The sequence below is a fragment of the Salmonella sp. GDC200615 genome (genome assembly GCF_050574145.1).
Taxonomy (GTDB): domain Bacteria; phylum Pseudomonadota; class Gammaproteobacteria; order Enterobacterales; family Enterobacteriaceae; genus Salmonella; species Salmonella enterica.
Genome location: NZ_CP192247.1, coordinates 261,303 through 273,632, shown reverse-complemented (window position 1 = coordinate 273,632; position 12,330 = coordinate 261,303). Strand labels below are relative to the sequence as shown.

The 12,330-nt window shown below is 53.4% G+C and carries 10 protein-coding genes; 4 read left to right on the top strand and 6 right to left on the bottom strand.

From position 1 onward, the window contains the following. Positions 1 to 7: 7 nt before the first annotated feature. Positions 8 to 343 carry a universal stress protein UspB gene (uspB, locus tag ACQ29O_RS01245; RefSeq protein WP_000626193.1) on the bottom strand — a complete coding sequence of 112 codons (336 nt, stop codon included), beginning with the start codon at positions 341 to 343 and terminating at the stop codon, positions 8 to 10. 387 nt (positions 344 to 730) lie between these two features. Between uspB and uspA the strand changes: the two genes are divergently transcribed. Both uspA and dtpB read left to right on the top strand, forming a co-directional pair. After that, entirely contained in the window at positions 731 to 1,165 is a 435-nt protein-coding gene (gene uspA, locus ACQ29O_RS01240) for a universal stress protein UspA (RefSeq protein WP_000323565.1), read from the top strand. Between the two features lie 324 nt (positions 1,166 to 1,489). After that, positions 1,490 to 2,962: a dipeptide/tripeptide permease DtpB gene (gene dtpB, locus ACQ29O_RS01235; protein ID WP_001098273.1), complete on the top strand. Its 1,473-nt coding sequence runs from the start codon at positions 1,490 to 1,492 to the stop codon at positions 2,960 to 2,962. Between the two features lie 91 nt (positions 2,963 to 3,053). Here the strand turns inward: dtpB and rsmJ are convergent, their stop codons facing one another. From rsmJ to ACQ29O_RS01220, 3 genes are all read right to left on the bottom strand, one after another. Beyond that, positions 3,054 to 3,812, bottom strand: coding sequence for a 16S rRNA (guanine(1516)-N(2))-methyltransferase RsmJ (rsmJ, locus tag ACQ29O_RS01230; RefSeq protein WP_001165127.1), 759 nt, complete (start codon positions 3,810 to 3,812; stop codon positions 3,054 to 3,056). A 6-nt stretch (positions 3,813 to 3,818) separates the two neighbouring features. Beyond that, positions 3,819 to 5,861, bottom strand: a complete 2,043-nt coding sequence (gene prlC / locus ACQ29O_RS01225) for an oligopeptidase A (RefSeq protein ID WP_000184178.1) — start codon at positions 5,859 to 5,861, stop codon at positions 3,819 to 3,821. A 181-nt stretch (positions 5,862 to 6,042) separates the two neighbouring features. Then, positions 6,043 to 7,314: an acid phosphatase gene (locus ACQ29O_RS01220; protein ID WP_020937263.1), complete on the bottom strand. Its 1,272-nt coding sequence runs from the start codon at positions 7,312 to 7,314 to the stop codon at positions 6,043 to 6,045. Between the two features lie 210 nt (positions 7,315 to 7,524). On the opposite strand from ACQ29O_RS01220, the gene ACQ29O_RS01215 reads away from it, so the two are divergent. Both ACQ29O_RS01215 and gorA read left to right on the top strand, forming a co-directional pair. Next, positions 7,525 to 8,367: a 23S rRNA (adenine(2030)-N(6))-methyltransferase RlmJ gene (locus tag ACQ29O_RS01215; RefSeq protein ID WP_000954238.1), complete on the top strand. Its 843-nt coding sequence runs from the start codon at positions 7,525 to 7,527 to the stop codon at positions 8,365 to 8,367. A gap of 104 nt (positions 8,368 to 8,471) precedes the next feature. Beyond that, a complete protein-coding gene (gorA, locus tag ACQ29O_RS01210; RefSeq protein WP_000160778.1) occupies positions 8,472 to 9,824 on the top strand; it encodes a glutathione-disulfide reductase in 1,353 nt (450 codons plus the stop codon). Positions 9,825 to 9,870: 46 nt separating this feature from the next. On the opposite strand, the gene fraE is transcribed toward gorA, so the two are convergent. Both fraE and ACQ29O_RS01200 read right to left on the bottom strand, forming a co-directional pair. After that, a complete protein-coding gene (fraE, locus tag ACQ29O_RS01205; protein WP_000702760.1) occupies positions 9,871 to 10,914 on the bottom strand; it encodes a fructose-asparagine asparaginase in 1,044 nt (347 codons plus the stop codon). Between the two features lie 58 nt (positions 10,915 to 10,972). Beyond that, positions 10,973 to 12,292: an anaerobic C4-dicarboxylate transporter family protein gene (locus ACQ29O_RS01200; protein WP_000498933.1), complete on the bottom strand. Its 1,320-nt coding sequence runs from the start codon at positions 12,290 to 12,292 to the stop codon at positions 10,973 to 10,975. Between the last annotated feature and the right edge of the window lie 38 nt (positions 12,293 to 12,330).

Sequence of the window (12,330 nt, the reverse complement as noted above, 5' to 3'; positions counted from 1 at the left end):
TTTTCATTCAGTGCCAAATCATGAGCGCAATCAAGCTCACCACCACCAAACCGCATAACGCGCTGGTCAGCAGAAACTGGCGGCGCACGCGTTCACAACGGCGAATAAATTCTTCATCATGATGATCGCGATAGCGCTGAGCGTAGATATACCATACCAGGCGCACCTGTTTGTTGGGCTGACCATGCGTGGTAAAGAAGCCGCCGCCATCGACATATTGATAGAGCAAAGGATCGCAACCACGAAGTACCACTAACAGTGCGCGTAGCGATGAGAAATAGCGCGCCATATTAACAATGCAAACGACACATAAAGCCCAGAATAGTGAGACGGTGCTTATCATATCTCCTCCCCGGCGACCCGCCCACGGAGTTCCTCTCCGGGACTACCGCTCCCCGATACCCTGCCAGACAATCAGTGAAAGAGTACTACGAAAGCCGTCCATATTAGCGCTCCGCATTCGAACGGCTCTTATACACATTGTAGGAGATCAGTTAATTTTTTTACCAGAAGGTTAATCACTATCAATGCAATTCCCTGAAAATTTTGTTTAACTAACTGGCAAGCAAGGCAGATTGACGGATTATCCTGGTCGCTATAATGTAAGGATAGTTATGGTAAACGGCTGAGCTAGCCCCGCTCATAGAGTTCGCAGGACGCGGGTGACGCGGCGGCATAAGAAACGCCAGTAGCTCAGTGGTCATCGACAACTTATGGAAGGAGTAACACTATGGCTTATAAACACATTCTTATCGCAGTTGATCTCTCCCCGGAAAGTAAAGTTCTGGTTGAAAAAGCGGTCTCTATGGCGCGCCCCTACAACGCGAAAATCTCCCTCATCCACGTTGATGTGAACTATTCTGACCTGTACACCGGTCTGATTGACGTCAATCTGGGCGATATGCAGAAACGTATCTCCGAAGAAACCCACCACGCGCTGACCGAGCTGTCTACCAACGCTGGCTACCCTATCACTGAAACCCTGAGCGGTAGCGGCGATTTGGGCCAGGTGCTGGTTGATGCCATCAAGAAATACGATATGGATCTGGTCGTTTGCGGTCATCACCAGGACTTCTGGAGCAAACTGATGTCTTCTGCGCGCCAGCTGATCAACACCGTTCACGTTGACATGCTGATTGTGCCGCTGCGCGACGAAGAAGAGTAATACTTGCCGTGCCGGCTGGCGGCTAAGACCGCGTCTGGTCTATAGTCAATCAGGTTGGCCTGAACCATCTGGCAAATTCTGGTTATCAACAACAACGCCCGCTTCTGTGGGCGTTTTGTTTATCCCCCCTTCTTCGCAGTACTCAGTACATCATTCCATCACACCAAACATAATTAGTGTGATCCACTAATTAGTTTGCGTATCATTTGTATAATAACCTATTGATCAGGCTAATAACCGCAGTCTATATCAGGGTAAGTCTTTTCGGCGCGTTTTGATATACGCGCTCATACGTTTCGGGATGGCATTAAAAGGCGAAGGAATATGAATACAACTGCACCTACGGGCTTGCTGCAGCAACCTCGTCCATTTTTCATGATCTTTTTTGTAGAATTATGGGAACGATTTGGCTATTACGGCGTCCAGGGCATCCTGGCGGTCTTTTTCGTTAAACAATTGGGTTTTTCTCAGGAACAGGCCTTTATTACCTTTGGCGCTTTTGCGGCGCTGGTTTATGGCCTGATCTCCATCGGCGGCTATGTTGGCGACCATCTGTTAGGGACTAAACGCACCCTGGTCCTGGGCGCGATTGTGCTGGCGATTGGCTATTTTATGACCGGCATGTCGTTATTAAATCCCGATCTGATTTTTATCGCACTGGGTACGATTGCCGTGGGCAACGGGTTATTTAAAGCCAATCCCGCCAGCCTGCTCTCTAAATGCTATCAGCCTAAAGATCCCCGGCTGGATGGCGCTTTCACCCTGTTTTATATGTCGATTAACATCGGTTCTTTGTTATCGCTATCGCTGGCGCCGGTGATTGCCGATAAATTTGGCTATGCGGTGACCTATAATCTGTGCGGCGCTGGTTTAATTGTTGCGCTTCTGGTGTACTTCGCCTGCCGTGGCATGGTGAAAAATATCGGTTCTGAACCGGATCATAAACCGCTACGTTTTCGCAATTTGCTGCTGGTACTACTCGGCACCGTCGTCATGATTTTCCTCTGCGCCTGGCTGATGCACAACGTTAAGATTGCCAATCTGGTGCTCATCGTCCTTTCTATCGTCGTCACTATTTTCTTCTTTCGCGAAGCGTTTCGTCTGGATAAAACCGGCCGCAATAAAATGTTCGTGGCGTTTATTCTGATGATTGAAGCCGTGCTGTTTTACATTCTGTATGCGCAGATGCCTACCTCGCTGAACTTCTTTGCGATTAATAACGTGCATCATGAAATTCTTGGATTCGCCATTAACCCGGTGAGTTTTCAGGCGCTGAACCCATTCTGGGTGGTCGTCGCCAGTCCGGTACTGGCAGCGATTTACACCCGACTGGGTAGCAAAGGCAAAGATCTGACTATGCCGATGAAGTTTACGCTCGGTATGTTCCTCTGCGCGCTGGGTTTTCTGACCGCCGCCGCCGCCGGGATGTGGTTTGCCGATGCGCAAGGACTGACGTCGCCGTGGTTTATCGTGCTGGTGTATCTGTTCCAGAGTCTGGGCGAGTTGCTGATTAGCGCGCTGGGACTGGCAATGGTCGCCGCTCTGGTGCCGCAGCATCTGATGGGCTTTATTCTGGGAATGTGGTTCCTGACCCAGGCCGCCGCCTTCCTGCTCGGCGGTTATGTGGCGACCTTCACTGCCGTACCGGAAAACATCACCGATCCGTTACAGACGCTGCCCATTTATACCGGCGTCTTTAGCAAAATTGGTCTGGTAACACTGGCGGTCACCGTGGTGATGGCCATTATGGTGCCGTGGTTAAACCGGATAATTAATACGCCAGGTACCGAACAGTAATACTCAGTGCCGGATGCGGCTTACGCCTTATCCGGCCTACAAATAATTGAGAATCGTAGGCCCGATAAGCGCAACGCCATCGGGCAATCCGTTACTCCGTCAGAGGGGTTCCGGCATAAATATCAAACCGATGCCCTTTGGTGACGATGGCGTTGGGCGTCGCGACATCCGCCAGCGGCGGCGCATAATCGGGACGTTTGACCACCACGCGTTTGGTCGCCAACTGACGCGCCGGTTCCAGCAGTCCGTCGGCGTCTAAATCCGGCCCCACCAACGACTGAAACACCCGCATCTCTTTCTTCACCAGCGCGCTTTTCTGCCGGTGAGGAAACATCGGATCGAGGTAGACCACCTGCGGGCGCGGCGTGATATCAGTCAACGCCGTCAGGCTGGAAGCATGAATCAACTGCAAACGCTCCTGAAGCCAGCCGCCAATGTCCGCATCGGCGTAGCCGCGCGTCAGACCGTCATCGAGCAACGCGGCAACCACCGGGTTACGCTCCAGCATCCGCACGCGGCAGCCGACGGACGCCAGCACAAACGCATCGCGTCCCAGTCCGGCCGTGGCATCAACCACGTCCGGCAGATAATCGCCCTTAATACCGACCGCCTTCGCCACCGCTTCGCCGCGCCCGCCGCCGAACTTACGCCGGTGCGCCATCGCCCCGCCGACAAAATCGACGAAAATGCCGCCGAGCTTCGGTTCGTCGCGCTTGCGCAGCTCCAGATGTTGCGGCGTCAATACCAGCGCCATCGGGTTGTCTTCGTCATGCTCCAGTCCCCAGCGGGCAGCCAGAACAGATAAGGCGCCGTCTGTGGCGCCCGTTTCATCCATTAAGCAGATTTGCACGTAAAATCAGCCTTTAATCCCGTAATGCTCCAGCATCGCGTCCAGCTGTGGTTCACGGCCACGGAAGCGTTTAAAGAGTTCCATCGGCTCTTCAGAACCACCACGAGTCAGGATGTTATCAAGGAACGACTGACCGGTCTCACGGTTGAAAATGCCTTCCTCCTCAAAGCGGGAATAAGCGTCCGCCGCCAGTACGTCGGCCCACAGATAGCTGTAGTAGCCTGCCGCATAGCCGCCAGCAAAGATATGGCTGAATGCATGTGGGAAGCGGCCCCATGTCGGTGACGGCACCACGGCGACCTGTTTTTTAATTTCAAAGAGCGTCTCAAGAATTTTCGCTCCTTGCTGCGGGTTAAATTCCGCATGCAGACGGAAATCAAACAGACCGAACTCCAGTTGACGCAGAATAAACAGCGCCGCCTGATAGTTTTTCGCCGCCAGCATTTTATCCAGCAGTTCCTTCGGCAGCGGTTCGCCGGTCTCATAGTGGCCGGAGATAAACGCCAGCGCTTCCGGCTCCCAGCACCAGTTTTCCATAAACTGGCTTGGCAGTTCGACCGCGTCCCACGGCACGCCGCTGATACCGGAGACCCCGGCGGTCTCAATGCGGGTCAGCATATGATGCAGGCCATGACCAAACTCGTGGAACAGGGTGATCACTTCGTCATGGGTAAACAGAGCGGGTTTACCGTTCACCGGACGGTTGAAATTACAGGTCAGATAAGCGACCGGCTTTTGCAATGTGCCGTCCGCCTTACGCATCTGGCCGACACAGTCGTCCATCCACGCCCCGCCGCGTTTGTGTTCGCGCGCGTACAGGTCAAGGTAGAAGCTGCCGCGCAGCTCGTTATTTTCGTCATACAGTTCAAAGAAACGCACTTCCGGGTGCCAGACATCAACGTCAGTACGCTCTTTGGCAGTGATGCCGTAAATACGTTTCACCACTTCAAACAGGCCATTCACGGCTTTGTTTTCCGGGAAGTACGGACGTAGCTGCTCATCGCTGATGCTGTACAGGTGCTGTTTTTGCTTTTCACTGTAGTACGCGATATCCCACGGTTGCAGTTCCTCAACGCCAAATTCGGCTTTGGCGAAGGCGCGCAGCTGGGCCAGCTCTTTTTCCCCCTGCGGACGGGCGCGTTTCGCCAGATCGGTTAAGAAATCGAGCACCTGCTGCGGATTTTCCGCCATCTTGGTGGCCAGTGACTCATGGGCATAATTTTCGAAGCCCAGCAGTTGCGCCAGTTCATGGCGCAGCGCAAGAATTTCTTCCATCACCGGGCTGTTATCCCACTTACCGGCGTTCGGCCCCTGGTCGGAGGCGCGAGTGGAATAGGCGCGATACATCTCTTCACGCAACGCCTGGTTGTCGCAGTAGGTCATCACTGGCAGATAGCTCGGGATATCCAGAGTCAGCAGGTAACCTTCCTGCTCTTTGGCTTCCGCCTGGGCTTTAGCTGCCGCCAGAGCGCTTTCCGGCATTCCCGCCAGCTCGGCTTCATCGGTGATGAGCTTCGTCCAGCCCATAGTGGCATCGAGCACATTATTGCTGTACTGGTTGCCCAGCTCAGACAGGCGAGTGGCGATTTCGCCGTAACGCTGCTGTTTCTCTTTCGGCAGGCCGATGCCGGACAGTTCAAAATCACGCAGCGCGTTATCAACCGCTTTCTTCTGCGCGGTATTCAGAGTGGCGTAATGATCGCCGTCGCGCAGGTCGCGGTACGCGTTGTACAACCCTTCATGCTGGCCAACCCAGGTGCTGTATTCCGACAGCAGCGGCAGCGTCTGTTCGTAGGCTTCACGCAGCTCCGGACTATTTTTCACCGAGTTTAAGTGGCTAATTGGCGAGAAAATACGCCCCAGAACATCGTCGGCTTCCGCCAACGGCTGGCAGAGGTTTTCCCAGCTATACGGCGCGCCATGCGCCACAACGCCTTCTACCGCCGCCCGGCAATCGGCCAACGCTTTGGTGACCGCAGGCACCACATGCTCCGGTTTAATTGCAGAAAAAGGCGGCAGTGAAAAAGACGTTAGTAATGGATTGGTCATATGCGCAGTCCTGTAGAAGAAGGTGAGTGGAGCGCGCTTTTGGCGCTCTCGCGATGAGATCTAGAATGGGGGATAGTAAGGGGAATTTCAATGATGGACAGCGTACAGACGTGGGTATCGCTGCAATAAGCCGCCCCTTTAACATCATCCCGGCTTACGTTTTATAAGCCGGGTGACAACGTCAGCGCGTTTTTCTCGCCATCTCGTAAGCAGCGGACAGATCCAGACGCTGCCAGAACTGTTGATCCTCGGTCTCGCCCGACAACGGATATCCTGCCGGTAACGCCGTCTCTTCCATTAACGCCTGACACTGCGCTGACGACAGGTTCGGCAGCGCTGTCTGTAGCAGAACATCGGCGCCTTTTGGTATTTTCAACGGCTGATGCTCGCCTTTCTGTTGCGGCAGGTTATAAGTCATGGTGAAGCGGTAGAAGGTATGCATGGCCGGATCGCGGTACGGATCGTCTTTTCCGGTCGATGCCGCGCATTCGACAATCGTCGTACCGCACTCTTTCACCAGCGCCTCACGCAGTTGAGCGCGAGCTTCGTTGAATAACGTACGGTAATACGGATCGTTAAGATAATGCGCGACATTACGCTGCGCGACCATCCGCGCGCCCATCACATCCAGCGGATAGTGTACGCCAAGGACCAGGCGAGAATAGCCATAACGCGCGCCACGAATCACCAGCGCATCAAAGCGTTCCGGGATCATTTCCACCATCAACAGCGCATCCGTATAACCGCTATTCGTGTGTCCGCTGGGGAAAGCACCGCCACCCGCGGTATAAGGATGACCATCTTTTACCACCACATCATCCGGCGTCAGATGGATAGTATTACCCGGCACCTGGAAAGGACGCGGGTAATGAAAATATTTTTTCGCCGCGCCGGTGCTGACTTCCGAGGCTTTAATCAACGCCGCCGCTTTGCCCAACTCACCTTTATCATAAGCGGCGAGAAATGCCCGCCCCAGCCGCGGCCCCATTGCGTCGCTCAGGAAATAGAGATACTCCACGCTTTCCGCATCCGCCAGCGCCTGGTGACGGGTATTAACATCGGCATCGTGATTAATCGCCGTCACCGTCGCCAGATTGTCTTTCAATACTGCTTCCGGCAATGTATTGAAGGCGGAAAGTAGGGTAATTCCCATCTGTTGATTCTCAGTAGTATGAAAATCATAACCGCTAGCCTGTAACCAGGCATTATCCGCCTGGATGGAATTCTGTCGCATCTGAGCCATGGCGTCGCGAGTCAACGCGGCGGTATCGCCTTGTAATGCCTTACGCAACTGTGTCAGCCATTGAGCCTCAAGGTCATTAAAGGCGACGCTCGCCGAGTCGGGCGTCACGCTTTTCGCTATCGACTCCGCCTGGGACAGGGGAATATCTTTCGCCAGTGCCGGCATCGCCAGCGCCAGAGATGACGCCAGTACAGTAATGTGTAGTTTCATTATGGTTCCTTTCATTAAAAATAACGCCAGGTCAAAACCACTACCTTGCCCACAGGCGATGCTGGCCTGCGCAGTTGACGGTTTGATGATACGAACACGTCTTGCAATACTTTCACAACGCGCGAAACAACATGGCGGTACTGGGGTAATCTCTACGGATCTGCGGTAAACTATCGGCTAACTTGTTTACTTCCCGGAATATCTGCATCCATGCTCAGTTATCGTCACAGCTTTCACGCTGGCAACCACGCCGACGTCCTTAAACATACCGTTCAGAGCCTGATCATCGAGTCGCTAAAAGAGAAAGAAAAACCGTTTCTCTATCTGGACACGCACGCGGGCGCGGGGCGTTATCAATTGGGCAGCGAACATGCTGAACGTACCGGAGAGTATCTGGAAGGCATCGCCCGTATCTGGCAGCAGGACGATCTGCCCGCCGAACTGGAACCGTATATTAGCGTCGTAAAACATTTCAACCGCAGCGGGCAGTTACGCTACTATCCGGGCTCCCCGTTAATCGCCCGCCAGTTGCTGCGTGAGCAGGACAGTCTGCAACTCACGGAATTGCATCCCAGCGACTTCCCACTGTTGCGCGCGGAGTTTCAAAAAGACAACCGCGCCCGCGTGGAACGCGCTGACGGCTATCAGCAACTGAAAGCCAAATTACCGCCGGTTTCCCGCCGCGGTCTGATCCTCATTGACCCGCCTTATGAAATGAAAACCGACTACCAGGCGGTAGTCAGCGGCATCAGCGAGGGTTATAAACGTTTCGCCACCGGGACATACGCGCTATGGTATCCGGTGGTGCTCCGCCAGCAAATTAAGCGCATGGTTCATGATCTGGAGGCCACCGGCATCCGTAAAATCCTGCAAATTGAGCTGGCGATCCGCCCGGACAGCGATCAGCGCGGGATGACGGCGTCCGGTATGATCGTGGTTAACCCGCCGTGGAAACTGGAGCAGCAGATGAACAACGTGCTACCGTGGCTGCACAGCAGGTTGGCGCCAAACGGTCACGGACACACTTCGGTAAGCTGGATCGTGCCGGAGTAATCACAGCCATCGGTGGAACCTTTCACCTTCAGGTATACAATCGCGAATATTTTGGCGGGTAGCGCAGAATCTATCCGTCCGACAACGAACATAAAGGAGCGGTCATGACCAAACACTATGATTACATCGCTATCGGCGGCGGCAGCGGCGGTATCGCCTCGATTAACCGCGCCGCTATGTACGGCCAGAAATGCGCGCTCATCGAAGCCAAAGAGCTGGGCGGTACCTGTGTTAACGTGGGCTGCGTGCCGAAGAAAGTGATGTGGCATGCCGCGCAGATTCGTGAAGCGATTCATCTGTATGGCCCGGACTACGGTTTTGACACCACGATTAATCAGTTCGACTGGAGCAAGCTGATTGCCAGCCGTACCGCGTATATTGACCGCATCCATACTTCATACGACAACGTGCTGGGCAAAAATAACGTGGATGTGATTAAAGGCTTTGCCCGCTTTGTCGATGCCAAAACCATTGAAGTGAACGGCGAAACCATCACCGCCGACCATATTTTGATCGCTACCGGCGGCCGTCCGAGCCATCCGAGCATTCCAGGCGTGGAATACGGCATTGATTCCGACGGTTTCTTTGCGCTGTCTGCCTTGCCGGAGCGCGTCGCGGTGGTAGGCGCAGGTTATATCGCTGTTGAACTGGCTGGCGTTATCAACGCGCTAGGGGCGAAAACGCATCTGTTTGTCCGTAAACATGCGCCGCTGCGCAGTTTTGACCCGATGATTAGCGAAACGCTGGTTGAGGTGATGAACGCCGAAGGCCCGCAACTGCATACTCACGCCGTGCCGAAAGCGGTGGTAAAAAACGCCGACGGCAGTCTGACTCTGGAACTGGAAGATGGCCGCAGTGAAACCGTTGATTGCCTGATCTGGGCCATTGGTCGCGAACCGTCGACCGACAATATTAATCTGGCGGCAGCGGGCGTGAAAACCAATGAAAAAGGTTACATCATTGTCGATAAATTCCAGAATACCAACGTTGAAGGCATTTACGCCGTTGGCGATAACACCGGCGCAGTGGAGTTAACGCCAGTCGCCGTCGCCGCCGGTCGCCGTCTCTCCGAACGCCTGTTTAACAACAAGCCGGACGAGCATCTGGACTACAGCAACATCCCGACCGTGGTCTTTAGCCATCCGCCTATCGGCACCGTCGGGTTAAGCGAGCCGCAGGCGCGCGAGCAGTACGGCGACGAGCAGGTAAAAGTCTATAAATCATCGTTTACCGCTATGTATACCGCGGTGACGACGCACCGCCAGCCGTGCCGTATGAAGCTGGTCTGCGTCGGGCCGGAAGAAAAAATTGTGGGTATCCACGGTATCGGCTTCGGCATGGATGAAATGTTGCAGGGCTTCGCAGTGGCGCTGAAGATGGGCGCTACCAAGAAAGACTTCGATAATACCGTCGCTATTCACCCGACCGCATCGGAAGAGTTTGTGACCATGCGTTAATATCTTGTGCGCCCATCTTCAAGGGTGGGCGCACAAGCCTGCATGATTAATACGTACTGAAATAACTCTGGATCAGTTCCGGATTACGCGTCTGAGTTAATGCCGTCATCAGCAAGACTCGCGCCTTCGCCGGGTTGAGCGAGTCAGACACCAGCCCTGGCTGCCCTTTATCCAACGGTACGACGCCGTTTCCGGTGCGGGAAGCGCGCACCACGATAATCCCGGCTTTCTCCGCTTTTTTAATCCCCGCGTCGCTGCGTACCGAGACCGAACCTGCGCCGGTTCCGGCATAAATAATACCGTCCGCGTGATGGGCGATCGCCGCATCATACATATATTCCGGGTCGTCCTGATAGCCGTAAATAATCACCACATTGGGTAATTTTTTGATATTACGTACGTCAAAAACAGATCGCAGGGTATGAATTTTTTCCACCCGCGTTTCGAACTGTGGCTTACCATTAACGATGACCCCCAGATAGCCCTCTTCCGGCGCTTTAAAGGTATCCAGAGTCGTGGCATTGGTTTTCGTTACAAAGCGCGCCGAACCAATACGATCGTTTAAAACGACCATTACACCGCGTCCCTTCGCATTCGGGTCAGCAGCCACCGTGACCGCTTCCAGCAGGTTCATTGCGCCATCGGCGCTGATTGCCGACGCGGGCCGCATTGCAGCGGTAAACACCACCGGTTTGTCGCTTTTCACGGTCAAATTAAGAAAGTAGGCGGTTTCATCGAGCGTGTCAGTGCCATGAGTAATAACCACACCGTCAACATCGTCCCGCGCCAATAACGCATTCACCTTCTGTGAAGGTTTCAGGATGATATCGCTGGTCATATTTTCGCTACCAATATTCGCCACCTGCTCGCCGTCAACGCGAGCGATATTATTCATTTCCGGCACGGCATTTATTAATGTTTGCACGCCAAGTTCACCGGATTTATATCCGGCGGTTTGCGTATTATTGGCTGCCGTCCCGGCGATGGTACCGCCTGTCGCGAGAATAACAATATGCGGTAGTGACGTTGTGCTAAATACACAGTGGCTGATGAGCAGCAACACGGTGGCCATGAAAACTCTGATTTTCATTTTCTTCCTCTGAATTAAAAATAATAAGTGACGTGTGCTATAAAAAATTTAATAACAATCAGGCCAGAACCATTTTTCCTATTAACAGCCCGACAATGACCGAGACAATCACGTTAACTAATCCCGGACGCATAAAACTATGGTTAAGCACATATTTGCCGATACGCGTCGTACCGGTGTCGTCAAACGCCAGCGCCGCCAGACACTGCCCCGCCACCGGAATAAAGAAATAGCCGTTAACGGCAGGCCAGGAGCCGATTAACGCATAAGCGGGCACCCCTAACGCCAGCCCCAGCGGCAACAGAATTAACGTCGTTGCCGCCTGGCTGCTGACCATAGCGGACACAAAAAACATCATAATGGCGATAAGCCAGGTATGCTGTTGCAATAGAGTTTGCACTTCTGCCTTAATCAACGCGATATGACCATTCACGAACGTCTCACTCATCCAGGCCAGGCCGAAGGCGCAGACAATCGCCAGCGCGCCCGCCCGAAATACCGTACCGCTGATAATCTGATCGACCTGCGGCCGACATAACAACACAATCAGGCAGGCAAAAGAGAGCATCATAATCTGGATAGCGGCGGACATCGAAAGCGGTTGTAGCCCTTTCGCTGTTTCCACCATGGGCCGCAGCGCCGGAATCAGTCCTAACAGAACGATAACGATCGCGCTGGTCAGAAATAACGCCACCGACAATTTGGCGCGCGAAGTGACTACCGTATTTTTACTTTCTTTCTGCGCAGGTTTAATTAACCCTTCAGCAAGCCGACGTTGATATTCCGGATCGTCTTTTAACTCTTTTCCTTTATTAAAGGTCGCTATTGCCCCCATCGCTACGCCGATTAACGTGGCGGGCACGCAAATCATCATAATGGTTGAAATAGAGACGCCCAACGGCGCCATTAAACCAATCATCGCCGCCATGGCGGCAGATATAGGACTGGCGGTGATCGCCTGCTGCGATGCGATAACGGAAATAGATAAAGGACGTTCCGGTCGAATACCTGAATCCCGTGCGACTTCAGAAATAACCGGTAACAAGCTATAAACGACATGCCCCGTTCCTGACATAAAAGTGAAGATATAACAGATAAACGGCGCTAATAACGTAATGTAACGAGGGTGGCGACGCAGAATTTTTTCCGCCAGTTTGACCAGTAAATCCAGCCCGCCGGAGGCCTGTAAAGAAGCGGCCGCCAGGACAACAGAAAGAATAATCAGAATAACATCAATCGGTGGCGTAGAAGGCGTCAGGCCAAAAATAAAAACCATCACGCCGACGCCTAACCCGCCGACCATCCCTAAAAATACGCCGCCGATCCTGGCGCCTATCATCAGGGCCACAAGGATAAAACATAATTCCGTCCAAAACATACTTCCTCCTGGGTTATCTGGAGTGAGTGTCGCTTTAC

Bases quoted from the DNA above. Each gene is read 5' to 3' on its own strand.
- uspB (WP_000626193.1), bottom strand. From the start codon at position 343: ATGATAAGCACCGTCTCACTATTCTGGGCTTTATGTGTCGTTTGCATT.
- uspA (WP_000323565.1), top strand. From the start codon at position 731: ATGGCTTATAAACACATTCTTATCGCAGTTGATCTCTCCCCGGAAAGT.
- dtpB (WP_001098273.1), top strand. From the start codon at position 1,490: ATGAATACAACTGCACCTACGGGCTTGCTGCAGCAACCTCGTCCATTT.
- prlC (WP_000184178.1), bottom strand. From the start codon at position 5,861: ATGACCAATCCATTACTAACGTCTTTTTCACTGCCGCCTTTTTCTGCA.
- ACQ29O_RS01220 (WP_020937263.1), bottom strand. From the start codon at position 7,314: ATGAAACTACACATTACTGTACTGGCGTCATCTCTGGCGCTGGCGATG.
- ACQ29O_RS01215 (WP_000954238.1), top strand. From the start codon at position 7,525: ATGCTCAGTTATCGTCACAGCTTTCACGCTGGCAACCACGCCGACGTC.
- gorA (WP_000160778.1), top strand. From the start codon at position 8,472: ATGACCAAACACTATGATTACATCGCTATCGGCGGCGGCAGCGGCGGT.
- fraE (WP_000702760.1), bottom strand. From the start codon at position 10,914: ATGAAAATCAGAGTTTTCATGGCCACCGTGTTGCTGCTCATCAGCCAC.
- ACQ29O_RS01200 (WP_000498933.1), bottom strand. From the start codon at position 12,292: ATGTTTTGGACGGAATTATGTTTTATCCTTGTGGCCCTGATGATAGGC.